The following is a 23,088-nucleotide window of genomic DNA, read 5'->3' on the forward strand; positions in this document are numbered from 1 at the left end:
TGTAAGTACTTGATTTTCAAGTTCTTTCAGCGCTTCGTCGCTGGGAGTGGTGCGCATTATAGGGAGTTTAAATTGGCCGTCAACGACTAATTTAAACTTTCTTCAGTTGGCTGCCAGACAGCTCCGCAACAACGGCAATCGACGGGCCACCGGCGGCGCCCGCAACAGCATGAGGATCATGCCTATGGCTGCATAGATCGCCCAGCGCTCCAGATCGGAGCGGACGACCCATAGCATATGCAGCAATCCCAGAGCGAGGATGACATATATCAGGCGATGCAGTTTCTTCCAGCCCGCCCCCAGCTTGCGCATGCTGTAGCGGTTGGAGGTGATGGCGAGGGCGAGCAAGCCGAGGAAGGCCACGACCCCGACGATGATGTAGGGCCGTTTGCTCAGCTCAACGCCCAGCTGCGCCCAGTCCAGCCCCAAGATGAAGACGGTGTAGGCAGTCAGGTGCAGCACTATATAGGTGAAGCACCACAACCCCAGCTGACGACGCACCTGCACCCAGCCTCCCCAGCGGGTGACCTTCTGCAGCGGAGTCATCGCCAAGGTAATGAGCAGGAGAATGAGACCGCCCTGGCCCAGTCGATCCACCAATGCCTTGCCCGGGTCCGGACCGAGGTCGAAGATCCACGCCTGGTACAACCAGTAGAGCGGCGGCAGCAGTGCAACCAGGAACACCCCGGCCCGCCAGAACGGATAGCGCATCAGTAATCCTTCCTCAGGTCCATGCCCGCATAAAGCGAAGCGACTTCATCGGCATAGCCGTTAAACATGAGGGTAGGACGAACATTCGGGCTGAATAGTCCACTGGGCAGGCGACGTTCACGCGCCTGGCTCCATCGCGGATGATCCACCGTCGGATTGACGTTGGCATAGAAGCCGTACTCATCGGACGCCAGGCTTTGCCAGGTAGTCTTCGGCTGCTCCTCGACGAAGCTGATCCGCACGATGGACTTGGCGCCCTTGAAGCCATACTTCCACGGCACCACCAGACGAAGCGGCGCGCCGTTCTGATTTGCCAGGACCCGGCCATACATGCCGACGGCGAGTATCGCCAACGGATGCATCGCCTCATCCATACGCAACCCTTCTACATAGGGCCAGTCGATCAGGGCAAAGTTGGATTGCACGCCAGGCATGTCCTTGCGATCCACCAGGGTCTCGAAGCGCAGGTACTTCGCCTTGCTGGTCGGTTCTACCCGCCTGATCAGCTCGGAGATCGGAAAGCCGATCCACGGAATCACCATCGACCAGGCCTCGACACAGCGCAGGCGGTAGATGCGCTCCTCCAACTGATAGGGCTTGATGAAATCCTCGAGCGCGTACTTGCCGGGCTTGCCCACTTCCCCGTCGATCACCACCGACCAGGGCTCGGTTTTCAGCGCACCGGCATTGGCAGCGGGATCGCCCTTGTCCGGACCGAACTCGTAAAAGTTGTTGTAGGTAGTCGCGTCCTTGAACGGCGTAATGGCTTCGTCCTTCACCGTCACGGCATCCCAGCGGGTAGCAGAGAGCTTTTCCGCCAACCAGGAGGGAGCAGCGGCCTCCGCCACATCGGCATAGCGACCGCCCTCGGCAAAACTCAGTCGCGGCAGTCCAGATAGAGCGGCAGCCGCCATCGCACCACCGAGAAAGTGGCGACGGGAGAAATAGAGGGATTCAGGAGTGACTTCCGATTCGTGGCAATCGGAAAGGCGGGACGACTTGATCAGCATGACGGGCTCCGCAACGACTGGCTGTATGCGCCAGTAGACTGCGGAGCCCGCTGGAAATTACACGGCAGGCGGCTGCTTGCGACGGCGCAATTGCAACAAGTATTGCACCGGGCCGGAGGTGGCGTATGCAAGGAACAGCAACAGCAGGATGCGCGGCGGGTCGGTGAAGACCACGGCGAATGCCAGCACTACCACCAGGATCGCCATGAACGGCACGCGGCCGCGCAGGTCGAGATCCTTGAAGCTGTAGTACTTGATGTTGCTGACCATCAACATGCCGGCGGCAGCGACCATCAAAGCAACCAGCAGGGAAACCTTGGCACCCTGCACATCGAAGTCGGCGAACGCCCACACCGTACCGGCGACCAGTGCCGCGGCAGCCGGGCTGGCCAGACCGATGAAGTAGCGCTTGTCGGCCTTGCCCACCTGGGTGTTGAAGCGAGCCAGACGCAGTGCGGCACCCGCGACATAGATGAAGGCGACCATCCAGCCGACCTTGCCCAGACTGCTCAGCGCCCACTCGAAAGCGACCAGTGCCGGAGCGACACCGAAGGCGACCATGTCGGACAGCGAGTCGTACTCGGCACCAAAGGCACTCTGGGTATTGGTCAGACGGGCCACACGACCGTCGAGGCCGTCGAGGACCATGGCGACAAAAATGGCGATGGCAGCGTTGGAGAAATCGCCGTTCATGGCATTGATGATGGCGTAGAGGCCGGTGAACAGTGCCGCGGTGGTGAACAGGTTGGGCAGCAGGTAGATGCCGCGATGACGAACCTTGCGACCTTCGGCGTCATGCCCCTCTTCGATGTGTTCATCGATGGGCAGCAGACTTTCTTCGGTGTCGGAAGCCTTGTTCGGCTCCTCGTGACCTTCACTCATGGACGATTCCTTGAGAACTCGTTGAGGCTGAGATTCGTCGGGGCGCGCTATTGCACAGACTCACCCGACGCCCCCGCTTTATACCAGATCACCGCCCTTAAACGAAAAAACGCGGCAAGCGCCGCGTTTCCTCGTTTGTCGCAAAGACCTTAGTTCTTGGTCTTGTCGACGATCTTGTTGGCAGCGATCCACGGCATCATGGCGCGCAGCTGCTCGCCGATGACTTCGATGCCGTGAGCGGCGTTGTTACGGCGCTTGGCGGTCATCGACGGGTAGTTGGTGGCGCCTTCGGAGATGAACATCTTGGCGTATTCGCCGTCCTGGATGCGCTTCAGAGCGTTGCGCATGGCTTGACGGGATTCGGCGTTGATGACTTCCGGACCGGTCACGTACTCGCCGTATTCGGCGTTGTTCGAGATCGAGTAGTTCATGTTGGCGATGCCGCCTTCGTACATGAGGTCAACGATCAGCTTCAGTTCGTGCAGGCACTCGAAGTAGGCCATTTCCGGAGCGTAACCGGCTTCGACCAGGGTTTCGAAACCGGCCTTGACCAGTTCGACGCAACCGCCGCACAGAACAGCCTGCTCGCCGAACAGGTCGGTTTCAGTCTCGTCCTTGAAGGTGGTTTCGATGATGCCGGTACGGCCGCCGCCAACGCCGCAGGCGTAGGACAGGGCGACGTTCTTGGCATTGCCCGAAGCGTCCTGGTAGATGGCGATCAGGTCAGGGATGCCGCCGCCCTTGACGAACTCGGAGCGCACGGTGTGACCCGGGGCCTTCGGCGCGATCATGATCACGTCGAGGTCAGCGCGCGGTACGACCTGGTTGTAGTGGATGGAGAAGCCGTGAGCGAAGGCCAGGGTGGCACCCTTCTTCAGGTTCGGCTCGATCTCGTCCTTGTACAGGCGGCCCTGGAATTCGTCCGGGGTCAGGATCATGACCAGGTCGGCAGCGGCAACGGCTTCGGCCACTTCGGCGACTTTCAGGCCGTGGTTCTGAGCCTTGGCAACGGAGGAAGAACCCGCACGCAGGCCGACGGTGACGTCGACGCCGGAGTCTTTCAGGTTGCAGGCGTGGGCGTGGCCCTGGGAACCGTAACCGATGATGGCAACTTTCTTGCCCTGAACGATGGAGAGGTCACAGTCTTTATCGTAGAAAACGCGCATTTGGGTAATCCCCTGTCAGTTGGCCTCGTGGGCCGTATTTCAAATCAGATGCTGAGAGTCTTGTCGCCACGGGCAATGCCGGTGACGCCACTGCGGACAACTTCGAGGATCGACGCGGTGCCGACGGCCTGGATGAAGCTGTCCAGCTTGTCGCTGGTACCGGCCAGCTGCACGGTGTAAACGCTGCTGGTGACGTCGACGATCTGCCCGCGGAAGATGTCGGTGGTGCGCTTGACTTCGGCGCGCTGAGCGCCGGTGGCCTTCACTTTCACCAGCATCAGTTCGCGCTCGATGTGCGCGCTCTCCGAGAGGTTCACCAGTTTTACCACCTCGATCAGCTTGTTGAGGTTCTTGGTGATCTGCTCGATGACTTCGTCCTGACCGGCGGTGGTCAGGGTCAGGCGCGAGAGCGTCGGGTCCTCGGTCGGGGCGACGGTGAGGCTTTCGATGTTGTAGTTGCGCTGGGAGAACAGGCCGACCACGCGGGAGAGCGCGCCGGGTTCGTTTTCCAGCAGCAGGGAAATGATGTGTCGCATGATCAGGTACGCTCCGTCTTGCTCAGCCACATGTCGCGCATCGCACCACCGCGGATCTGCATCGGGTAGACGTGCTCGCTGGTATCGACCTGGATGTCGAGGAAGACCAGGCGATTCTTCATCGCGAAGGCTTCTTCCATCATCGGTTTCAGGTCCTTCAGGTCGGTGATGCGCATGCCGACGTGGCCATACGCTTCAGCCAGCTTGACGAAGTCCGGCAGCGATTCCATGTAGGAGTGCGAATAACGGCTGTTGTACTGCATGTCCTGCCATTGGCGGACCATGCCCAGCGCACCGTTGTTCAGGTTGACGATCTTCACCGGCAGGTCGTACTGCAGGCAGGTGGACAGCTCCTGGATGTTCATCTGGATGCTGCCTTCACCGGTCACGCAGGCGACGTCGGCTTCGGGGAAGTTCAGCTTCACGCCCATGGCGGCCGGGAAGCCGAAGCCCATGGTGCCCAGGCCACCGGAGTTGATCCAGCGATTGGGCTTGTTGAAGCGGTAGTACTGCGCCGCGAACATCTGGTGCTGGCCCACGTCGGAAGCGACGAAGGCATCACCGTTGGTGACTTCGCAGAGTGTCTCGATCACGGTCTGCGGCTTGATGATGCTGCCGTCGCCCATGTTGTAGGGGAACAGGCCACGATTGCCGCGCCATTCCTCGATCTGCTTCCACCAGGCAGCCTGGGCTTCCTTGTTCGGGGTCTCGCCGATTTCCTTGAGGATCGCGACCATTTCGGTCAGGACGCTGTCCACCGGGCCGACGATCGGGATGTCGGCCTTGACGGTCTTGGAGATCGAGGCCGGGTCGATGTCGACGTGGATGATCTTGGCGTTCGGGCAGAACTTGGCGGCGGTCTCGCCGTTGATCACGCGGTCGTCGAAGCGCGCGCCGACAGCAAAGATCACGTCAGCGTGGTGCATCGCGAGGTTCGCGGTGTAGCTGCCGTGCATGCCGAGCATGCCGACGAACTGGCGATCGGTACCCGGATAGCCACCCAGACCCATCAGGGTGTTGGTGACCGGCACGTTGAGCATGCGCGCGACTTCGGTCAGCGGCTCGGCGGCATTGCCCATGATCACACCGCCACCGGCGTAGATGATCGGGCGCTTGGCAGCCAGCATCATCTCGGCGGCCTTGCGGATCTGGCCGGAGTGGCCACGGACCGCCGGGCTGTAGGAGCGCAGCTTGACCTTCTTCGGGTAGTTGTATTCGAACTTCTGGGTCGGATCGCCCATGTCCTTCGGAATATCGATCACCACAGGGCCGGGACGGCCGGACTGGGCGATATAGAAGGCCTTCTTGATGACCTCCGGGATTTCCGACGGGTGCTTGATGATGAAGCTGTGCTTCACGATCGGGCGGGAAATACCGACCATGTCGGTTTCCTGGAAGGCATCGGTGCCGACCATGTTGCTCGCCACCTGGCCGGAGATCACCACCATCGGGATGGAGTCCATGTAGGCGGTCGCGATGCCGGTAATGGCGTTGGTCGCGCCGGGACCGGAGGTCACCAGCACCACGCCCGGCTTGCCGGTGGCGCGCGCATAGCCGTCGGCCATGTGAGTGGCGGCCTGTTCGTGGCGAACCAGGATGTGGGTCACTTCGTTCTCTTTGAAGAGAGCGTCGTAGATATGCAGGAGGGCACCGCCCGGGTACCCGTAGATGTACTTAACGCCTTCGTCACGCAGGGAGCGGACGACCATTTCAGCGCCGGATAAAAGTTCCACGTTGTCACCTCTAGAACGCTATATACGGAAACCCCCAACGTGGGGGACCGACTTGGATGGCTGCCCGGCAGACATGGGCGAATGTAATCGCCGGCTACGTCGACTGCCGATTGAGCAGAACCTGGAGACGCTCCTGTTTGTGTTACGGAGAGCCTCCACCCAGCGCGAGGTAACGCGAAACAGGGTGAAACTTTGCGGCGCGGGTAGCACCTCTTGTCTGCCGAGTAAAACCAGCTTGCGGCCGGCCCACTGCAGCGAACCTTGGATTCTTCTGAAACGAAGCGGCCAAGTCAAGCCATATATGGCTTTGAATGAAGCGGGGATGTGAACTTTCTCAGAGTGAATAAGCGCACGATTTGGTTATAGTTACCGACAGACTCCGCATCCCAAGGATCGACAAAGCATGCGACGGACGATTTTCCTGGGCAGCCTGCTGCTCGCACTGGCCCCGACCGTGATGGCCGCGCAGGTCTACAAGTGGGTCGATGCCCAGGGCATCACCCATTTCGGCGCGCAGCCGCCGGAAGGCACCGATGCCGCTACAGTGAACACCAACACGGCACCACCCAAGGCCAGCAGCAATTTCCCGCCACCGGCCGCCGCCAAGCCGACGCTGCCGCCCAGCGCGGACGAAAAGCAGAAGGCCGCCGACGAGAAGGTGCGCCAGGAAGTGGCGCAGCAGGAAGCCGAGCGAGTCCAGCAATGCGAGAAGCTGCGCGCCGATGTCGCCCAACTGAAGAACAACCCGCGTGTCCGCGTGGACGACGGCAATGGTGATCTGCGCCGGATCACCGAAGAGGAGCGTCAGGGACGCATCGCCGCCAGCGAGAAGAGCATTCGCGAGAACTGCAACTGACGCCCGTTCAGGGCGTCGGACTGATCAGCTGATCGAAGGCGCCGAGCGCATCCAGCAGCGCCGCAACGCGGGCGCCTTCATGGGCATACGCCATTTCCGCGATGGCGCGGATGCCAGAAGCCGTGGGCAGATCCGCGCCGCTCTCGATGATCAGCCTCATCCGTGGCAGAAAGATCCACTGCAACCATTCTTCCAGCGCCAGCGTATCCACGCAGAAAGGCTCGATGCTGGAGAGCCTGTCCGTCGACGGGCTCTCACTTCCCCACATTCCGATCGCACGCAGCTCCCGCTCGATCAGCAGCAACTGATCGGCAACGGCCAGCAAGCGCGCGTCCATTACAGGGTCACCTTGGCTTTCTGACGCGCTTCGGCAGCGCCGGCGGCATTGCCCTGCTGGTCACGGCACTTGGCGATCAGGTCCCAGAGACTGGCCTGCATGGTCGGGCGACCGTTGGCCAGCGACAGGCCACGCAGTGCCACCTGCTCGGCTTGCGCGGCGTCACCCTGGGCCAGGCGCACCTGGGCCAGTTTGTAGAGCACCTGCGGCTCGCGCGGAGCGATGCGCTGGGCACGCTCCAGGCTCGCGGCGGCGCCGTTCAGATCACCACCGCCCTGCTGCTGCGAAGCGGAGGTCAGCAGCGCCAGCACCGGGCCATCCAGCTGCTCGTCCGCCGACAGGCCGGAGTTGCTCGACGGAATCCCGGACGGACCCTGGTAGGTGCTGCCCTGGCTCGAAGGCGCGGCCTGCTGGGTCTGGTACGCCGGCTGCTGATAGGTCTGCGACTGGAAGCCACCATTGGAGGTGATACCGCCACTGGTGGAGATCGGCTGCTGCGAAGAATAAGTCGAGCCGCCAGCGCCCGGAGACGTGGTCATCGGCGTGGTGCTGATCGGCGCGGCGCCGGTCTGTGCCGGGAAGGTCTGGATCGGCGCCATGCCGGCATCCTGCGGGACCATCACGGTAACGCCGGAGTCACCCTGCGGGATGCTCTGGCCGGTACCGGCACGCACCGGCGCCTGGGTGTTGCCGCCGCTGCGGCCGACGCGCTCCGAGTTGGAGACGGAGGTACCGGAGTCCTGCACGGGAATCGCACCGTGCTGCGGGGACGCACAACCGGACAGAAGCGCCAGAGTCACCGACGCTGCAAACCAAGCTTTTCTCACTGCCAATCCTCTTGCATCAGTTCAACCAGCCGCGCACCCAGTCCATGACTTCGCCGGCCGGCGTCTGGTTTCCGCAACCTGCGCCCAGCGCAGGCTCACTTCCTCGAATATAAGGCATCTGCACCGCGCCGGGGCAGTTGGCGTCAGTGCCCTGCCCGGTATGCGGATCGACCCAGGCCTGCACGACATTATCCGGCATCGGCATGTCCAGCGGTGCGGGGTTGGCCTTGCGCATGAAGCTGGTCCAGATCTGCAGCGCGCCGGTAGCGCCGGTCAGCGGCGTCTTGCCGTTGTCATCGCGGCCGATCCACACCACCGCCAGCAGGTCCTGGCCGAAACCGGAGAACCAGCTGTCGCGGGAATCGTTGGTGGTACCGGTCTTGCCCGCCAGGGTCAGGGACGCCGGCAGCTGGTTGTAGACCGAGCGCCCGGTCCCCTCACGCATCACCCGCTGCATGGCGCTCTGCAGCAGGTAGATGGCGCCCGGATCGAAGCGCTGCTGGACCTGGAACGGATAACGCTTGAGTGGCTGCCCATCGGCTGCCAGCACGCTGCGGATACTGCGCAGCGGCGTGTTGAAGCCGCCGCTGGCGATGGTCTGGTACATGGTCGCCACCTGCATCGGGCTCAGCGCGCCAGCCCCGAGCAGCATCGACGGGTAGGCCGGCCAGTTCGGCGAAACGCCCAGGCGCTCCAGCGTCTTCAGAACGTTCGGCACGCCCAGGTCGAGCCCCAGCCTGGCAGTGGACAGGTTCAGCGAACGGGCCAGCCCCTGGTAGAGGAAGATGGTGCCGTTGGCGGTGCCTTCATAGTTCTTCGGCGTCCAGACCTGACCATCCTTGCCCTTCACCTGGAACGGCTGGTCCTGGATGTAACTGGTCAAGGTGTACTGGCTCGGCTTTTCCAGGGCAGTCAGGTAGACCGCCGGCTTGACCAGCGAGCCGATCGGCCGCACCGCATCGACGGCACGGTTGAAGCCTGCAAAACGCGGGTCACGGCTGCCGAGCAGCGCCTGGATCTCACCGGTTTCCGGATTGGTCACGACCATCGCGGTTTCGGTTTCGGCGACGCCCTTGCGGCCTTCGAGGCGCTTGAAGGTTTCGCTGACGGCGGACTCGGCCTTCATCTGCAGGATCGGGTCGAAGCTGGTGAAGATGCGCAGGCCTTCTTCGGTCAGGTCCTCGTCGCGGTAATCCTCGCGCAGCTGGCGTTTCACCAGGTCGAGGAACGCCGGATAGGAGCTGTTGGCCATACTACCCTGCTGGGTCACGCCCAGCGGCGCCTTCTTGGCGGCAGCAGCTTCATCAGCGGTGATGACGCCCTGCTCGGCGAGCACGTCGAGGACCACGTTGCGGCGCTCCAGCGCACGCTCCGGGTTGCGGCGCGGATTGTAATAGGAAGGCCCTTTCACCATGCCGACCAGCAGTGCCACCTGGGGCAGCTTCAGCTCCGAGAGCGGCTGGCTGAAGAAGTACTGGCTGGCGAGACCGAAGCCGTTCACCGAGCGTTGGCCATCCTGACCGAGGAACACCTCGTTGAGGTAACCCTCGAGGATGTCGCGCTTGTCGTAATGCAACTCCAGCAGCACCGCCATCATGGCTTCGGTGAGCTTGCGCGACAGGCTGCGCTCGTTGGTCAGGAAGAAGTTCTTCACCAGCTGCTGGGTCAGCGTACTGCCGCCCTGACGCAGCTGGCCGGCGCTGGCGTTGACCCAGACGGCACGGGCGATGGACTTGATCGAAACCCCATGGTGGGTCCAGAAGTCACGGTCTTCCACGGCGACCAGGGTATCGATCAGATACGGCGGCACCTGGTCGAGCTTGATCAGGATGCGGTCTTCGTTGTGCGCCGGGTACAGGCCGCCGATCAGCAGCGGCTCCATGCGCGCAACAGCGAGATCGCCACCGTTGGCGCGGCTCAGGCCGGCCACGTAGTCGCCGGAGAAGCGCACGCGAATGCGTTGCGCCGGCTCGGCACCTTCATAGAACTGGAATCCGCGGGTATTGAGGTCGACGGCATTGCCGGCCACCGACACGGCGCCCGGCCCTGCGACCGAGGTTTCGCGGCGGTAGCCCAGGGCATCCAGCTCGCGCAGGAAGTCGTCCTTGCCCAGTTTCAGGCCGACGAACAGCTCCAGCGGCCGGGCATAGACCTTGGCGGGAATGGTCCAGCGCTTGCCGGAGAATTTCTCCTGGACAACCGCATCGAGGTACACGGCAAAACCGGCCAGCACCACCACACCAACCAGACCGAGCTTGAGAGCCCAGCCCAGCCACTTGCGCATGGCAGGCGACGATTTGCCGCTTTTTTTACGGGATTTGGAAGATCGGGGACGCGTCATGGCGGCGCATTATACGTACTTTGTCCACAGGAGACAGACGCCGCTCCAGAGGGCGTCCGGGCTTGATGCGAACTGCCGCGCATCTCGCGAAAACGGCAGTGGCGGAGCTATGACCCCACGATGGCCATTTGGTTGCCGGTCGGCCGCAGAGTTTGCGCACGCCGCCCCAGCCGCCATAATGCGTGCCTTCAGAAATTCGATCGGAAAGGACATCACGTGAGCCAGACCTTACTCGCAGCCCTGCAGAACCCCGCCCTCTTCCCCCATCCGGTCGAAGGTTTCCGGGTCATCGAAACCCACATTTCCTGGGTGCTGCTCACTGGCTCCTACGTCTACAAGCTCAAGAAGCCGGTGAACTTCGGCTTCCTCGACTTCACCGACCTGGCCAAGCGCAAGCACTTCTGTGAAGAAGAGCTGCGCCTGAACCAACGCCTGACCGATGGCCTGTACCTCGACGTGATTGCCATCACCGGCAGCGAGTCCGCTCCGCAGCTGAACGGAGAAGGTCCGGCCATCGAGTACATGCTCCAGTGCCGCGAATTCCCGCAGACCCAGTTGCTCAGCGAAGTGCAAGCCCGCGGCGAGCTGGGCTCCGGGCACATCGACGGCCTGGCCAGGCAGATCGCCGACTTCCACCTGCGCACTCCCACCGTCCCTGCCGAGCATCCGCTGGGCACCCCGGAAGCCTGCATGGCGCCGGTGCGGCAGAACTTCGAGCAGATCCGCCCGATGCTCTCCGACAAGGCCGACCTGCAACAGCTCGATGCCCTGGAAGCCTGGGCCGAGTCCAGTTTCGAGCGCCTGCACGGGGTGTTCGAACAGCGCAAGGCCAACGGTTTCATCCGCGAGTGCCATGGCGACATCCACCTGGGTAACGCCGCCATCATCGATGGCAAAGTCGTGCTGTTCGACTGCATCGAATTCAACGAGCCGTTCCGCTTCACCGACGTCACCGCCGACTACGCCTTCCTCGCCATGGACCTGGAAGACCGTGGCCTGAAGTGCCTGTCGCGGCGCTTCGTCAGCCAGTACCTGGAATACACCGGCGACTACCAGTCCCTGGCCCTGCTGAATTTCTACAAGGCTTACCGCGCCCTGGTCCGCGCCAAGATCGCGCTGTTCAGCCTGGCACACCAGACCGACGCCGTGCAGAAGGCGGCGACCCTTCGCCAATACCGCAACTACGCCAACCTGGCGGAAAGCTACAGCGCCATTCCCTCGCGTTTCCTGGCAGTAACCGTCGGCGTTTCCGCCGTTGGCAAGAGCCAGGTTGCCCTGCGTCTGGTCGAAGCGCTGGGCGCCGTGCGCCTGCGCTCGGACGTGGAACGCAAACGCCTGTTCGGCGAACAGAAGGCTGATCAGCAAGGCCAGCTCAAGGGCGGCATCTATGACGCCGACGCCACTGCCGCGACCTACCAGCGTCTCAACGAACTGGCCGTGGACATCCTCCGCGCCGGCTACCCGGTCGTGCTGGACGCCACCTTCCTCAAGCGTGAGCAGCGCGCCGCCGCGTGGGAAATCGCCGAGGAAACCGGCGTACCCTTCCTGATCCTCGACTGCCATGCACCGGAAGCCGTGATCGCCGGCTGGCTGGCCCAGCGCCAGGGCGAAGGCAGCGATCCATCCGACGCCACCCTGGAAGTTATCCAGGCACAACAGGCCAGCCGCGATGCGCTCATTGCCGAGGAACAGCAACACAGCAAGCGCGTCGACACACCGGACGCCGCCAGCCTTGACGCCCTGGTCGCCAGCATCCGCCAGCGCCTGCCCGGCCTCTGACCCACCGCCTGTCGGCCGGAGTCGCCCCCGCGCGGCGATTCCGGCCGGTGGCGACGCCGCACAGCCCGCCTTCGACGACGACTACGCCCTGCCCCGCATTCACGGCGATGTCACAAAGCCACGCTTTTCCCAGTCACCGCTACACTTCCTTCTGAGTGTCCGGCCGCTACGAGCAGTTCTCGGCCCCTTCAAGACCTGACACCCATCGCGCCCATCGCAAGGACAGACGATGAACGACGAACTGCTGCACCTGAAGAACCTAGGCAAGACCTCCGCCCAATGGCTGCATGCCGTGGGCATTCACAGCGCCAGCGATCTGCGCCGTCTGGGGGCGGTCGGCGCTTACCGGGCCGTGCGCGCACGGGGCTTCCGCGCCTCGAAAGTGCTGCTCTATGCCATCGAGGGCGCCCTGCTGGACGTGCACTGGAACGACCTGCCACCCGCGCACAAGGCTGCGCTTCTCGGCGAGCTTGAGACATTTCCCGCACGTAACAAGAGCTAGCTCACAAGCTCTGTGTGAAAATGTTTACGCAAGGTACCTGTCCGCTTATGGTTTCAGGGCCCTTCGTGCGCCCTCGACCGTCGCCATATCAAGGAATTACGGCCATGTACCTACTCGGTGAACAACCCGCCTACGCCGATCGTCTGATCAATCGGCTGCAGGGCATTCCGGCGCAATTGCTCGCCGGCCTTGAGCCCGCAGGCGAAGCCATCCGCCTGGAGCGCTCCGACGATCTGGAAGGCGAGCTGCCCGGCAAGCACCTGTTCCTCATCGAGAATGGTCTGGTCCATGCCCTGGTGGATGAGCGCCCGCTGTTCTACCTGCAGGAAGGTGATCTGGTCGGCCTGCGCCAGGGCATCGAATTGCCGCCCTGCCGCTACGTTAGCGAAGAGCCGTTGTGCCTGATCCCCTATTTGCGCAGCGAAGTCTTCCGCCATATCCACAGCCACGAGCAGCGTCAGGAGCAGTTCCTGCACTACCTGATCGGCCATACCGCGCTGCTGTCGGATGCCCTGGCTCATCTCAAGCAGCCGGAGATCCGTCCGGCCACCGGCTTCCAGCACTTCGCCGCCGGTGCCCAGCTGATCCAGCAAGGTGATGACGCCGAGCACGTGTTCATCATCATCGAGGGCCACGCCGAAGCCTTCGTCGACGGGCAGAAAGTCGGCGACGTGCAGAAGGACGAGATCTTCGGCGCCATGGCCGTGTTCACCCGCGAGAAACGCAGCGCCTCGGTGATCGCCAGCGAGCCGTGCACCGTGATGGTGATTCCCAAGGACCAGTTCCTCAGCCTGATGCAGAGCAACCCGCGGATCGCCCACAGCCTCATCGAGGGCATGGCGCGACGCATCGACCTGTTGAACAAGGAAGTCACCCAGCTGCGCCTGCAACGCCAGACCGACTGATCCGACGCCCCAAGAAGAGCCCGGCCCAGCGCCGGGCTTTTTCGTTTGCGCAGGCGGTATTTCGCGGGCGAGAAAAAATCTGCAGAAAAGAGGTTGACTCTCAAATGCTAATGATTATTATTGAGTCACCTGGTCGCGAGGCCAGATCGATAACCTCAAGAGACCACGCAGTCGGACTCTTCAGATTATCTCCTCATCAGGCTAATCACGGTTTCGACCCGGCACTTTGCCGGGTCTTTTTTTTGCCTCGATTTTTTCCTTCACGCAGCGCTTTCAGGTCCAGCGAAAAAATCTTCGGATCAGTCGAAGAAAAGGTGTTGACTCTCAAATGATAATGGTTATTATTACAAACACTGGCTGCGAGGCCAGTTGGATAAGCTCGAGAGACCACGCAGTCGGACTCTTCAGATTATCTCCTCATCAGGCTAATCACGGTTTGGACCCGGCACTTTGCCGGGTCTTTTTTTGCCTGCGATTTCTGTTGCGTCCGTCATTCACACGCCTGTGAAAAAGGGCCTTCCGGCCCCTTCACAACTTGCCACGCATCTGCGCGCAGTAGTCCGTCGGCGGCTGTGCCGGCGTGTACCAGACATAGTCGGCCTGGGCCGGCTCCACTGCCCTGCCCACTTCCGCCAGCATCACCACCTTCAACCCTTGAGCGGCGCCCAGGTCCTGCAGGTGCAGCGGCACGCCCAGATCCCGGCGCGCATGGAAGCCGCCGGCAATCAGCAACGAGGGTTCGGGCGCGGCCTTGAGGCGCTCGGCCAGGCGCCGGTCACGCTGTTGCTGCACCGCCAGCATCGCCGGCAACTGGCTGTCCGGCAGCAAACCGCAGTGGGAGCCACGGATGTTCTGCAGCAGCGCATCACGCACCGGGGCCGCCGAGGAGGCTGGGCCCTGCAGGCCAGGCTTGCTGCGGTAGATCGCCATGACCTCACTACGATCCAGATTGGCTGCCAGCAGGGGCGCCGGCTGCTTCACCAGCCAGGTCACCAGCGGGCCGTACTGCGACCAGTCCCAGCCCGTTTGCCAGTGCAGCGCGCCGATCAGGTCGCTCGGCACCTCGCCCTTCGCGGCGGAAGACTGGGCGGCGGCCACGGCGTCCTGCTGGTCGGGATTGAGCATTTCCAGCAACACGCTGCCACTCGGGCGGCGCTCGGACAACGCGCGCGCCAGCCAGAGTTCGAGGGCATGGTGATCAGGGTTGTCGTGCTGTTCGCCGACTATCACCCGCGGCGCGGCGGCCAGCCGCTCGAGCAACTGCGCCGGTGAAAGCCGTTCGCCGTTGCGCAGATCGCGGATCACGCCCAGGTCAGCACTGTCGCGCCCGTCCGGACTCTGCCAGGCCGGCAGCGGCGGCGCGGCCAGCTGAGTCTGGCAGGCAGCGAGCAGCGCCAGCAGCGGGACGAGCAGTATCTTGTGCATGGCGACTCCTTTCGGCGCGCGATGATCAGCGCGCGATGATCAACGGATGGCCGCGCTCCGGATGCTCCTGCACCAGCACATCGAGACCGAAGACAGTGCGCAGCGGCTCGGCCTGCAGCACCTCGTGCGGCGTGCCGAGCAGATGGGCGCGCGCCTCGTGCAACAGCAACAGGCGATCACAGTAACGCGCGGCGAGATTCAGGTCGTGCAGGATCACCAGCACCGCCGCGCCGCGCCCGGCGAAATCGCGCACGGCCTGCAGCGTGGTGTGCTGATGCAGCGGGTCGAGCGCCGAGGTCGGTTCATCCAGCAGCAGTACCTGCTCAGCGCCGCCCGGCCAGAGCTGCGCCAGCACTCGGGCCAGATGCACGCGCTGGCGTTCGCCGCCGGACAGTGCCAGGTAGCTGCGCCCCGCCAGGTGCGAAGCATCGGCGGCGGCCATGGCCTCGCGGATGATTTCCTGGTCACGCTGGCGGCCGCTGTCGTGGGGCAGTCTTCCGAAACCCACCACCGCCTCGACGGGGAACGCGAAGTTCAGCGACGACGACTGCGGCAGCACAGCCAGACGACGGGCTCGCTCGGTGCCTTGCCAGGACTCCAGCGGACGACCATCGAGGCTCACTGCGCCACTGGCCAGCGGCAGTTCACCGTTCATGGCACCGAGCAGCGTGCTCTTGCCCGCACCATTGGGGCCGAGCACACCGAGCACTTCGCCCGGCTGCAGCGTCACGCTCACCTCCTGCAGGACGGTCTGTACGCCACGCTTCACCAGCAGCTTGTCTGCGCACAGCATCAGGAGCGCCCCCGGATCAGCAGATAAAGGAAGAACGGCGCGCCGATCAGCGCGGTAACGATGCCTATCGGCAGCTCCGCCGGCGCCAGCGCCAGCCGTGCGATCAGATCAGCAAGCAGAAGAAGGATGGCGCCGCCGAACATCGAAGCCGGCAGCAGCACGCGGTGATCCGGGCCGACGATCAGGCGCAGCAGGTGCGGTACCACCAGGCCGATGAAGCCGATCATCCCGGCGGCAGCCACAGCAGCGCCAACCCCCAGCGCCGTGCAGAGGATCAGTTCGACCTTCAGCCGCTCGACGTCGAAGCCCAGGTGGCGCGCCTCGGACTCGCCCAGCAGCAGCGCATTCAGCGCATTCACCCGGCGCGGCAGCCAGCAGGCCACCAGCAGGGTGATCAGCAGCAGCGGCCACAGCCGTGGATAGCTCGCGCCGTTGAGGCTGCCGAGGTTCCAGAAGGTCAGCGTGCGCAGGGTGGCGTCGTCGGCGAGGTAGGTGAACAGGCCGATCAACGCGCCCGCCAAGGCGGTCAGCGCAATACCGGCGAGGAGCATGGTCGCCACGCTGGTCTGGCCATTGTGACGGCCCAGCCGATAGACCAGCGCCGTCACCAGCAGGCCACCGGCAAAGGCGCACGCGGACAGCAGATAAGGAGCGAAAGCTTCGGGCAGGCCACCAATCGACGCGCCGAAGACAATGGCGATGGCCGCGCCCAGCGCGGCACCGCTGGAAACACCGATCAGCCCGGGGTCGGCCAGCGGATTGCGGAACAACCCCTGCATCGCCACGCCGGCCAGCGCCAGCACGCCACCGGTTGCGATACCCAGCAAGGTGCGCGGCAGGCGAATCTGCCCGACTATCAATTCAGCCTGGCCAAGGCCATCGGCGGACACCGGCAGCCCGATCATGCGTGCCAGCGCGCGCAGGGTGTCGCTCAGCGGCAGGCTCACCGGCCCGAGGGCCAGTGAGAGCCAGACGACCAGCAACAGCAGGAAACCAAGGAGCAGGAACAGCGGTCGAGCGGTAACGATCCGGGTCAAGGACGACTTTCCGTGTTCAGGGCCTGTGCGGAAGGATAAAAGGCCCGGGAGAGGCTAGCCAACCCGTCCGGGATGCGCGGACCGAGACCGCCGACCAGCAGGGTCGGATCGAGCACCAGCACGCGGCCGTCGCGCAGCGCGCTGGTGGCGGCCAGGCCGGGGTTCTGCTGGGTCAGCGCGGCGCGGGCCTTGTCGCCCTCCAGCGCGCGGTCGCTGAGTACCACCACCTGCGGATCCAGTGCAGTCAGGGCCTCGGTCGACAGCGTCTTGTAGCCGGCGTGGGTCGCCAGGTTGCGGCCGCCGGCATGCTGGATCAGCCAGTCGCCGGAGGTGTCCTGCCCAGCCACCAGCAGGTTGCCGCCAGCGTGCCCGACCAGCAGGACGACACCGGGCGCCGCTTGTGCGGACTGGGCCTTCTTCACCCACGCACCCTGGGCGGCGAGGCGCGAGTCGAAGTCCGCCTCGACCTGCTTCGCCTTGTCCGGCGCGCCGAGCAGCTCGCCCAGACGCTGGATGGTGTGATGCACGGTCTTCTCATCGGCCTTGGCCGACAGTGTCTCGATCCGCACGCCCGCGGCGCGCAGTTGCTGCAGTACCGGCGGCGGGCCCATCTCCTCGCTACCCAGCAGGAGGTCCGGTTTCAGCGCCAGGATGCCTTCGGCGGCGAGCTGCCGCTGGTAGCCGATCTTCGGCAGCGCGTGGAGCGAGGCCGGGTGCAGGCTGGTGGTATCAACGCCCACCAGCTTGCTCTCGCCGCCCAGGGCGACGACCCATTCGCTCAGTGATCCACCGGCACTCACCCAGCGCTGCGGCAACGAGTCGGCCAGTGCGCTGGTGGCGGTGAAGCAGAGCCCGGCGAACAGTGCGCGCGCTGTCATGGAAGTCTTCATGGAGTCGCTCCTCAGCATGCCGGGAAGGATTCGGCCAGCTCGCGCCAGCTTTCCAGCTCGGGAACGCCCGGCTTGCGCGCCCCGAACACCTGCAGCACCAGCTCGCCCTTGGCATCGAAGGCTTCCCAGCTGGTGATCACGCCATCGCTGCTGGGTTTGCGCACGCGCCACAGCTCGACCACGCCCGGCGTCTTGAGATGCAGGTTGAACAGCGGGTCGAGGACGTTGAACCAGTCGTCCATCCACTTGAGGTTCTGCACGGTACCGGTGTGGATCTGGATGCAGTGGGCGTTGCCGACGAAGATCATGATCGGCAACTGCTGCTCCCCCGCCGCCTCCAGCAGGCGCGGCAGTTCGCCAGTGGCGAGCGGCTCGGCCCACTCGCGGCCCGCGAGGCGCAGCGCCTGGGTGCGCTGGACCTTGTGCTTCTTCAGCAAGGCGAAGAAGTGGTGAGTGTCCTTGAGCGCAGCCCAGCCTTCACGCAGGGCGGCGACATCGATTTCGCCGTCGGCCAACGGAGCCGGCCTGGGCTCCTGCGAGACCAGATCGAGTGCGGCGCTCTGCTCGCTAGCGGTGAAGCTGCGCACCAGCGGTTCCCAGGCGGCGACGTCGCTCTGCTCGGTGAGGAAGACCTTGTGTACCGCAGTGCCCTGGCGGTCGAACACCTGGATGCTGCGCTGGGTGCCGTGGGCAGTTTCCTCGCTGATGGCGAAGGCGCTGGCCCAGCCGCCGAGGAACAGGCGCAGGTCGATATCCGGGGAAACCACCAAACCCATCTGGCCGTTTGCGGAAACGGTGACGTCGCGATAAGGCCCCTTGCGCTCGTGCACGCAATGCTCGTTGCGGGTCAGCGCCATGATCTGGCCCAGCTCGCCCAGCGCCGGCAGCAGCTCGGCCCAGTCGGTGCGCAGACGTACGGCGTCCACGCCCAGGCGGCTGGCGGTCAGCTCGGCTTCGCTCACGCTCAAATGTTGCGCTGCATCGCGGGCGCGCAGGCGCGGTTTCTCTGCGCGCAGGGCTTGCCAGGCGCGGTACAGCTCGGAGGCCGGCGCAGTCAGGGTCGTCATCGCGGAAATCCTCGTTCGAAGGGTGGCCTGCCGCGGCGCGGCAGCATCGACGAACCTTGCCACAGGAAAATCAGGAAATCTATTTGATAATTATTTGCATTAAATTACAGAGGCGCTTAAGGTCGGCGCCGATTTCGCTGGCGCGACGCCAGCTCAGCCTCGATCGGCCAAGACTTCAGCACACGGAAGTGCACCCTCTTCCGGTATTGCCCCGCGGGCGCGGATAATACCCGCCTCGTGATGCCGTACCTGGATGGATAGACTCGGATGATCCTGCTCTGCGCCCCGCATGATCTGGCCGAAGGCCAGAGCCGGGGCTTCAAGGCCGCTGGCCTGAATCTCTTCGCCGTGCGCCGCCAGGGCCGCGTCTACGCGTACCGCAACAGCTGTCCGCACCGGGAAATCCCGCTGGGCTACGACGCCGAGCAGTACCTCGATGCCAGCGGCCGCCTGCTGCAGTGCGGCCACCATGGCGCGCTGTTCCTGATCGAGACCGGCGAGTGCATCCAGGGGCCGTGCCTGGGGGATGTGCTGGAGGCGCTGCCCTGCCGGGAAGACGAGCGGGGCATCTGGCTGGAGATGTAGCAGCGAGACCTGCCTGCGATCACGCCCCAGGGGCGCTGCTACGACAACACGGTCAACGGCCGCTCCAGCCGCATCTCCCGGGTATCGATCCGCGCCCCGTAAGCCAGCACCTCCACCCCGGCATTGCGCGCCTCCGCCAGCGCCGCGGCATAGGCCGGGTCGATCTCTGCCGCCGCGCGCACGGCATCGATATCCGACAGGTTCACCGCATACAGCAGCACTGCACGCATCCCCTCGCGCGCCAGGGCAGCCAGCTCTCGCAGGTGCTTGGCGCCGCGCTGGGTAACCGCATCGGGGAAGGCGGCGACCGCGGTGCCATCGAAGCCCAGGGTCACGCTCTTCACCTCGACGAACACCGGCTTGCCGGCGTACAGCAGGCGGAAGTCCGCGCGGCTGTTCTCCTGCCCGTAGGCCACTTCGCGGCGCAGTTCATCGAAGCCGGCCAGTTCGGTCACCGTGCCGGCCAGCAGCGCCTCCTCCACCAGCCGATTGGCGCGCCCGGTATTCACGCAGGCCAGCCGGCCCTGCGGGGTTTCCACCAGCTCCCAGGTTCCCGGCAGCTTGCGCTTGGGGTCGTCGGAGCGGCTGAACCAGACGCGGCAACCCTCGCTCATGCAATTGAGCATCGAGCCGGTGTTCGGGCAGTGAATGGTGAGCTGCTCGCCACTGGCGGTCTCGATGTCTGCCAGGAAGCGCTTGTAGCGTTTGATCAGGCGCGCCTCCTCCAGCGCCGGCTCGAAGCGCATCAGGGCCGCCAGGTCTTCAGGCCGCGAGCAATGCGCTCCACTGCCTGCTGCAGGCGCTCGACGCTCTGGGTATAGGCAAAACGCACATGGTGCGTGGCCTGGTAACGCCCGAAGTCGATGCCGGGCGTGAACGCCACATGCTCGGTCTCGATGAAGTGCTGGCAGAAGGCGAAGGCATCGCCACCGAAGGCGCTGATATCCGCATACAGATAGAAGGCACCTTCCGGCTCCACGGCGATGCCAAAGCCCAGTTCGCGCAGCGCCGGCAGCAGGTAGTCGCGGCGGCGGCGGAACTCCTCGCGGCGCTCTTCGAGGATCGCCAGGGTCGCCGGCTCGAAGCAGGCCAGTGCAGCATGCTGGGCCATGCTCGGTGCGCTGATGTAGAGATTCTGCGCCAGCTTCTCCAGCTCGCCCACCGCTTCGGGCGGCGCTACCAGCCAGCCCAGGCGCCAGCCGGTCATGCCGAAATATTTGGAGAAACTGTTGAGGACGAAGGCATCGTCATCCACTTCCAGCACGCTGGGTGCGTCCAGGCCATAGGTCAGGCCGTGGTAGATCTCGTCCACCACCAGGTGGCCGCCGCGCGCCTTGAGGGTGGAGGACAGCGCGGCCAGTTCATCCTTGTGCAACAGGGTACCCGTCGGGTTCGCCGGCGATGCGGCCAGAGCGCCTACACTGTCCTGATCCCAGTGCCGTTCGATGAGCTCCGGGGTGAGCTGGTAACGGCTCTCCGGACCGACCGGCACCAGTTGCGCGGCGCCTTCCACCAGGCGCAGGAAGTGGCGGTTGCACGGGTAGCCCGGATCGGCCAGCAGCCAGTGCTTGCCTGGGTCCACCAGCAGGCTGCTGGCGAGCAGCAGGGCACCGGAGCCGCCGGGCGTGACGAGAATGCGTTGCGGGTCGATCGACAGGCCGTAGCGCTGGGCGTAGAAGCCGGCGATGGCTTCGCGCAGGGCCGGCAGGCCACGTGCGGCGGTATAGCGCGTGTGACCATTCGCCAGGGCCTTCTGCCCGGCCTCGACGATGGGCGCGGCGGTGGTGAAGTCCGGCTCGCCGATTTCCAGGTGGATGACGTCGTGGCCCGCGGCCTGCAGCTCGTTGGCCCGCGCCAGCAGCGCCATGACGTGGAAGGGTTCGATGGCGCGGCTGCGCGCACTGAAGGTGGTGGCCATGGAATATTCCGAACTTTGCGACAGAGCCGGGATTCTAACAGGCCACTGAATATTTCCGAGCGGCCGCGCCTGTGATACGCGGCTTCCGGGAACTTGCAGGCTTCGTCTGGCGAACGCCGACGATTCTGCTCAGGTTTGCAGAAAAACCCACTGGCGATGACCGGTGGGTCGCCGACCTGGCGATCAGGTCATGTGCGGGTACTGGCAGGCTCGATAACCGGGAGTAGCATCGCGGTTATCGTTCTGGTAAGTTCGCCCGCTGCGAGCGCGGGGCCGGCGGTGCCGGAGAGGGACCATCCGCGAGAGGATTAGCGAAGTGAGAGGCGGTCATCCATGCCCACCAAAGCAAAGCAACAGAGCAGCCAACTGATTCGTGGCTTCGAGCCCTACCAGGAAACCAAGGGCGAGGAGTACATGAGTGATCGCATGCGCGCGCACTTCACCTCCATCCTCAACAAATGGAAAGTTGAGCTGATGGAAGAAGTGGACCGCACCGTGCACCACATGCAGGACGAAGCGGCCAACTTCCCCGATCCGGCCGACCGTGCCAGCCAGGAAGAAGAGTTCAGCCTCGAGCTGCGCGCCCGCGACCGCGAGCGCAAGCTGATCAAGAAGATCGACGAGACCCTGCAACTGATCGAAGACAACGACTACGGCTGGTGCGATTCCTGCGGCGTCGAGATCGGCATCCGCCGTCTGGAAGCCCGCCCCACCGCCACCCTTTGCATCGACTGCAAGACCCTGGCGGAAATCAAGGAAAAGCAACTGGGCTCCTGAGCCTGGCTGATCCCGAACGGGGCGCTGCGGCGCCCCGTTTCGTTTCTGCGTTTCATCGATAGTCTTCCAGCAGAGAGCTTCCATGCCCGCCTCCCGCTATGTCGGACGCTTCGCCCCCACCCCCAGCGGCTACCTGCACTTCGGTTCGCTGGTGGCGGCAGTGGCCTCCTACCTGGATGCGCGCGCTGTGGACGGAAAGTGGCTGGTGCGCATGGAAGACCTCGACCCGCCGCGCGAAATGCCCGGCGCCCAGCACGCCATCCTGGAAACCCTCGAACGCTACGGCTTCGAATGGGACGGCGCGGTGGAGCGTCAAAGCGAGCGCGGCGCCGCCTATGCGGCGCAAGTCGAGCAATGGCTGCGCAGCGGCCTGGCCTATGCCTGCACCTGTTCGCGCAAGCAGCTCGAAGGCAACAACGGCATCTACCCCGGCACCTGTCGCGACGCCCAGCATGACTGGCACGGCGACGTCGCCATCCGCATCCGCGTGCCGGAGCTGGACTACCGCTTCACCGATCGCCTGCAGGGCGAATTCCACCAGCACCTGGGCCGCGAAGTGGGCGACTTCGTCATTCGCCGCCGCGACGGGCTGTTCGCCTATCAACTGGCAGTAGTGCTGGACGATGCCTGGCAGGGTGTTACCGACATCGTTCGCGGCGCCGACCTGCTCGACAACACCCCGCGCCAGCTCTATCTGCAGGAGCTGCTGGGCATCGCCGCCCCACGCTACCTGCACGTGCCGCTGATCATCCAGCCCGATGGCCACAAGCTCGGCAAATCCTATCGCTCGCCACCGCTGGAGGCAGACCAGGCCGCCCCACTGCTGGTGCGCGCACTCAAGGCGCTGGGCCAGAAGCCGCCCGCCGACCTGCTGCAGGCCACGCCACACGAGGTGCTCGCCTGGGGCATCGCGCACTGGGATGCCACTGCCATCCCCCACAGCCTGACGCTGGAAGACGCGCAGCTCTAGACTTGTACCCGTCCCCACCGGCGGCCGGCTTGCCGGCGACT

23 protein-coding genes are annotated in these 23,088 nt (G+C 64.3%); 7 read left to right on the forward strand and 16 right to left on the reverse strand.

Features of this window, described 5'->3' with window-relative positions:
* Positions 1 to 102 precede the first annotated feature (102 nt).
* The 6 genes from msrQ to J2T47_RS09365 all read right to left on the reverse strand — a co-directional run bounded on the left by msrQ (position 103) and on the right by J2T47_RS09365 (position 6,038).
* The gene (msrQ, locus tag J2T47_RS09340; RefSeq protein ID WP_253445152.1) at positions 103 to 711 is read right to left on the reverse strand and encodes a protein-methionine-sulfoxide reductase heme-binding subunit MsrQ; all 609 of its coding nucleotides are present in this window, start codon (positions 709 to 711) and stop codon (positions 103 to 105) included.
* The gene (msrP, locus tag J2T47_RS09345) at positions 711 to 1,721 is read right to left on the reverse strand and encodes a protein-methionine-sulfoxide reductase catalytic subunit MsrP (RefSeq protein ID WP_253445155.1); all 1,011 of its coding nucleotides are present in this window, start codon (positions 1,719 to 1,721) and stop codon (positions 711 to 713) included. The genes msrQ and msrP overlap by 1 nt, the downstream gene beginning before the upstream one ends.
* A 57-nt stretch (positions 1,722 to 1,778) precedes the next feature.
* Positions 1,779 to 2,603 (reverse strand): CDP-diacylglycerol--serine O-phosphatidyltransferase, encoded by an 825-nt coding sequence (pssA, locus tag J2T47_RS09350; protein WP_017516328.1) that lies wholly within the window; start codon positions 2,601 to 2,603, stop codon positions 1,779 to 1,781.
* A 149-nt stretch (positions 2,604 to 2,752) separates the two neighbouring features.
* Positions 2,753 to 3,769, reverse strand: coding sequence for a ketol-acid reductoisomerase (ilvC, locus tag J2T47_RS09355; RefSeq protein WP_017516327.1), 1,017 nt, complete (start codon positions 3,767 to 3,769; stop codon positions 2,753 to 2,755).
* A gap of 44 nt (positions 3,770 to 3,813) precedes the next feature.
* A complete protein-coding gene (ilvN, locus tag J2T47_RS09360; protein ID WP_081520739.1) occupies positions 3,814 to 4,305 on the reverse strand; it encodes an acetolactate synthase small subunit in 492 nt (163 codons plus the stop codon).
* Between the two features lie 2 nt (positions 4,306 to 4,307).
* Positions 4,308 to 6,038: an acetolactate synthase 3 large subunit gene (locus J2T47_RS09365; protein ID WP_236175846.1), complete on the reverse strand. Its 1,731-nt coding sequence runs from the start codon at positions 6,036 to 6,038 to the stop codon at positions 4,308 to 4,310.
* A gap of 403 nt (positions 6,039 to 6,441) precedes the next feature.
* On the opposite strand from J2T47_RS09365, the gene J2T47_RS09370 reads away from it, so the two are divergent.
* The gene (locus J2T47_RS09370; RefSeq protein ID WP_138214265.1) at positions 6,442 to 6,894 is read left to right on the forward strand and encodes a DUF4124 domain-containing protein; all 453 of its coding nucleotides are present in this window, start codon (positions 6,442 to 6,444) and stop codon (positions 6,892 to 6,894) included.
* Positions 6,895 to 6,901: 7 nt separating this feature from the next.
* Here the strand turns inward: J2T47_RS09370 and J2T47_RS09375 are convergent, their stop codons facing one another.
* From J2T47_RS09375 to mrcB, 3 genes are read right to left on the reverse strand one after another with little or no spacing between them, the layout of a single operon-like run.
* Positions 6,902 to 7,231, reverse strand: a complete 330-nt coding sequence (locus J2T47_RS09375; RefSeq protein WP_253445158.1) for a YqcC family protein — start codon at positions 7,229 to 7,231, stop codon at positions 6,902 to 6,904.
* On the reverse strand, positions 7,231 to 8,058 hold the full coding sequence (locus J2T47_RS09380; RefSeq protein WP_253445161.1) for a tetratricopeptide repeat protein: 828 nt from the start codon (positions 8,056 to 8,058) through the stop codon (positions 7,231 to 7,233). Before J2T47_RS09380 ends, J2T47_RS09375 begins: the two co-directional genes overlap by 1 nt.
* Before the next feature lie 16 nt (positions 8,059 to 8,074).
* The gene (gene mrcB / locus J2T47_RS09385) at positions 8,075 to 10,399 is read right to left on the reverse strand and encodes a penicillin-binding protein 1B (RefSeq protein WP_253445164.1); all 2,325 of its coding nucleotides are present in this window, start codon (positions 10,397 to 10,399) and stop codon (positions 8,075 to 8,077) included.
* A 216-nt stretch (positions 10,400 to 10,615) separates the two neighbouring features.
* Between mrcB and J2T47_RS09390 the strand changes: the two genes are divergently transcribed.
* The 3 genes from J2T47_RS09390 (at position 10,616) to J2T47_RS09400 (ending at position 13,585) form a co-directional block, all read left to right on the forward strand.
* Positions 10,616 to 12,178: an AAA family ATPase gene (locus tag J2T47_RS09390; RefSeq protein WP_253445168.1), complete on the forward strand. Its 1,563-nt coding sequence runs from the start codon at positions 10,616 to 10,618 to the stop codon at positions 12,176 to 12,178.
* A gap of 229 nt (positions 12,179 to 12,407) precedes the next feature.
* Positions 12,408 to 12,680: a TfoX/Sxy family protein gene (locus J2T47_RS09395; protein WP_045216847.1), complete on the forward strand. Its 273-nt coding sequence runs from the start codon at positions 12,408 to 12,410 to the stop codon at positions 12,678 to 12,680.
* Between the two features lie 104 nt (positions 12,681 to 12,784).
* Positions 12,785 to 13,585, forward strand: coding sequence for a Crp/Fnr family transcriptional regulator (locus J2T47_RS09400; RefSeq protein ID WP_253445170.1), 801 nt, complete (start codon positions 12,785 to 12,787; stop codon positions 13,583 to 13,585).
* Positions 13,586 to 14,113: 528 nt separating this feature from the next.
* Here the strand turns inward: J2T47_RS09400 and J2T47_RS09405 are convergent.
* Genes J2T47_RS09405 through J2T47_RS09425 form a run of 5 tightly spaced genes read right to left on the reverse strand, consistent with a single transcriptional unit; the run spans position 14,114 to position 18,797 of the window.
* Entirely contained in the window at positions 14,114 to 15,010 is an 897-nt protein-coding gene (locus tag J2T47_RS09405; RefSeq protein WP_253445173.1) for a ChaN family lipoprotein, read from the reverse strand.
* A 25-nt stretch (positions 15,011 to 15,035) separates the two neighbouring features.
* Complete coding sequence (locus tag J2T47_RS09410) at positions 15,036 to 15,803, reverse strand: heme ABC transporter ATP-binding protein (protein WP_253445176.1); 768 nt, start codon at positions 15,801 to 15,803, stop codon at positions 15,036 to 15,038.
* The gene (locus J2T47_RS09415; protein WP_253446151.1) at positions 15,803 to 16,786 is read right to left on the reverse strand and encodes a FecCD family ABC transporter permease; all 984 of its coding nucleotides are present in this window, start codon (positions 16,784 to 16,786) and stop codon (positions 15,803 to 15,805) included. The genes J2T47_RS09410 and J2T47_RS09415 overlap by 1 nt, the downstream gene beginning before the upstream one ends.
* 50 nt (positions 16,787 to 16,836) lie before the next feature.
* A complete protein-coding gene (locus tag J2T47_RS09420) occupies positions 16,837 to 17,730 on the reverse strand; it encodes a heme/hemin ABC transporter substrate-binding protein (RefSeq protein ID WP_253445179.1) in 894 nt (297 codons plus the stop codon).
* Positions 17,731 to 17,741: 11 nt separating this feature from the next.
* Positions 17,742 to 18,797, reverse strand: coding sequence for a hemin-degrading factor (locus J2T47_RS09425; protein WP_301295458.1), 1,056 nt, complete (start codon positions 18,795 to 18,797; stop codon positions 17,742 to 17,744).
* Positions 18,798 to 19,064: 267 nt separating this feature from the next.
* Here J2T47_RS09425 and J2T47_RS09430 point away from each other — a divergent pair, with 267 nt between their 5' ends.
* Positions 19,065 to 19,382: a Rieske (2Fe-2S) protein gene (locus J2T47_RS09430; protein WP_253445182.1), complete on the forward strand. Its 318-nt coding sequence runs from the start codon at positions 19,065 to 19,067 to the stop codon at positions 19,380 to 19,382.
* 38 nt (positions 19,383 to 19,420) lie between these two features.
* Here J2T47_RS09430 and sfsA read toward each other — a convergent pair whose 3' ends face one another.
* Complete coding sequence (gene sfsA, locus J2T47_RS09435) at positions 19,421 to 20,128, reverse strand: DNA/RNA nuclease SfsA (RefSeq protein ID WP_253445185.1); 708 nt, start codon at positions 20,126 to 20,128, stop codon at positions 19,421 to 19,423.
* A complete protein-coding gene (locus J2T47_RS09440; RefSeq protein ID WP_253445188.1) occupies positions 20,128 to 21,300 on the reverse strand; it encodes a pyridoxal phosphate-dependent aminotransferase in 1,173 nt (390 codons plus the stop codon). The genes sfsA and J2T47_RS09440 overlap by 1 nt, the downstream gene beginning before the upstream one ends.
* Before the next feature lie 333 nt (positions 21,301 to 21,633).
* Here J2T47_RS09440 and dksA point away from each other — a divergent pair, with 333 nt between their 5' ends.
* Together dksA and gluQRS are read left to right on the forward strand one after the other, a co-directional pair.
* Positions 21,634 to 22,077, forward strand: coding sequence for an RNA polymerase-binding protein DksA (gene dksA, locus J2T47_RS09445; protein ID WP_015478905.1), 444 nt, complete (start codon positions 21,634 to 21,636; stop codon positions 22,075 to 22,077).
* 82 nt (positions 22,078 to 22,159) lie between these two features.
* On the forward strand, positions 22,160 to 23,047 hold the full coding sequence (gene gluQRS, locus J2T47_RS09450; RefSeq protein WP_253445192.1) for a tRNA glutamyl-Q(34) synthetase GluQRS: 888 nt from the start codon (positions 22,160 to 22,162) through the stop codon (positions 23,045 to 23,047).
* Positions 23,048 to 23,088: the final 41 nt, after the last annotated feature.

Origin of the sequence: Pseudomonas nitroreducens, from assembly GCF_024170165.1 — a bacterium.
Taxonomy (GTDB): domain Bacteria; phylum Pseudomonadota; class Gammaproteobacteria; order Pseudomonadales; family Pseudomonadaceae; genus Pseudomonas; species Pseudomonas nitroreducens_C.

What these genes read in the sequence shown, in the direction of transcription:
- J2T47_RS09405 (WP_253445173.1), bottom strand. Translation starts at nt 15,010, where the DNA reads ATGCACAAGATACTGCTCGTCCCGCTGCTGGCGCTGCTCGCTGCCTGC.
- sfsA (WP_253445185.1), bottom strand. Translation starts at nt 20,128, where the DNA reads ATGCGCTTCGAGCCGGCGCTGGAGGAGGCGCGCCTGATCAAACGCTAC.
- J2T47_RS09425 (WP_301295458.1), bottom strand. Translation starts at nt 18,797, where the DNA reads ATGACGACCCTGACTGCGCCGGCCTCCGAGCTGTACCGCGCCTGGCAA.
- J2T47_RS09420 (WP_253445179.1), bottom strand. Translation starts at nt 17,730, where the DNA reads ATGAAGACTTCCATGACAGCGCGCGCACTGTTCGCCGGGCTCTGCTTC.
- mrcB (WP_253445164.1), bottom strand. Translation starts at nt 10,399, where the DNA reads ATGACGCGTCCCCGATCTTCCAAATCCCGTAAAAAAAGCGGCAAATCG.
- J2T47_RS09410 (WP_253445176.1), bottom strand. Translation starts at nt 15,803, where the DNA reads ATGCTGTGCGCAGACAAGCTGCTGGTGAAGCGTGGCGTACAGACCGTC.
- J2T47_RS09370 (WP_138214265.1), top strand. Translation starts at nt 6,442, where the DNA reads ATGCGACGGACGATTTTCCTGGGCAGCCTGCTGCTCGCACTGGCCCCG.
- pssA (WP_017516328.1), bottom strand. Translation starts at nt 2,603, where the DNA reads ATGAGTGAAGGTCACGAGGAGCCGAACAAGGCTTCCGACACCGAAGAA.
- dksA (WP_015478905.1), top strand. Translation starts at nt 21,634, where the DNA reads ATGCCCACCAAAGCAAAGCAACAGAGCAGCCAACTGATTCGTGGCTTC.
- gluQRS (WP_253445192.1), top strand. Translation starts at nt 22,160, where the DNA reads ATGCCCGCCTCCCGCTATGTCGGACGCTTCGCCCCCACCCCCAGCGGC.
- J2T47_RS09395 (WP_045216847.1), top strand. Translation starts at nt 12,408, where the DNA reads ATGAACGACGAACTGCTGCACCTGAAGAACCTAGGCAAGACCTCCGCC.
- ilvN (WP_081520739.1), bottom strand. Translation starts at nt 4,305, where the DNA reads ATGCGACACATCATTTCCCTGCTGCTGGAAAACGAACCCGGCGCGCTC.
- msrQ (WP_253445152.1), bottom strand. Translation starts at nt 711, where the DNA reads ATGCGCTATCCGTTCTGGCGGGCCGGGGTGTTCCTGGTTGCACTGCTG.
- J2T47_RS09440 (WP_253445188.1), bottom strand. Translation starts at nt 21,300, where the DNA reads ATGGCCACCACCTTCAGTGCGCGCAGCCGCGCCATCGAACCCTTCCAC.
- ilvC (WP_017516327.1), bottom strand. Translation starts at nt 3,769, where the DNA reads ATGCGCGTTTTCTACGATAAAGACTGTGACCTCTCCATCGTTCAGGGC.
- msrP (WP_253445155.1), bottom strand. Translation starts at nt 1,721, where the DNA reads ATGCTGATCAAGTCGTCCCGCCTTTCCGATTGCCACGAATCGGAAGTC.
- J2T47_RS09375 (WP_253445158.1), bottom strand. Translation starts at nt 7,231, where the DNA reads ATGGACGCGCGCTTGCTGGCCGTTGCCGATCAGTTGCTGCTGATCGAG.
- J2T47_RS09400 (WP_253445170.1), top strand. Translation starts at nt 12,785, where the DNA reads ATGTACCTACTCGGTGAACAACCCGCCTACGCCGATCGTCTGATCAAT.
- J2T47_RS09430 (WP_253445182.1), top strand. Translation starts at nt 19,065, where the DNA reads ATGATCCTGCTCTGCGCCCCGCATGATCTGGCCGAAGGCCAGAGCCGG.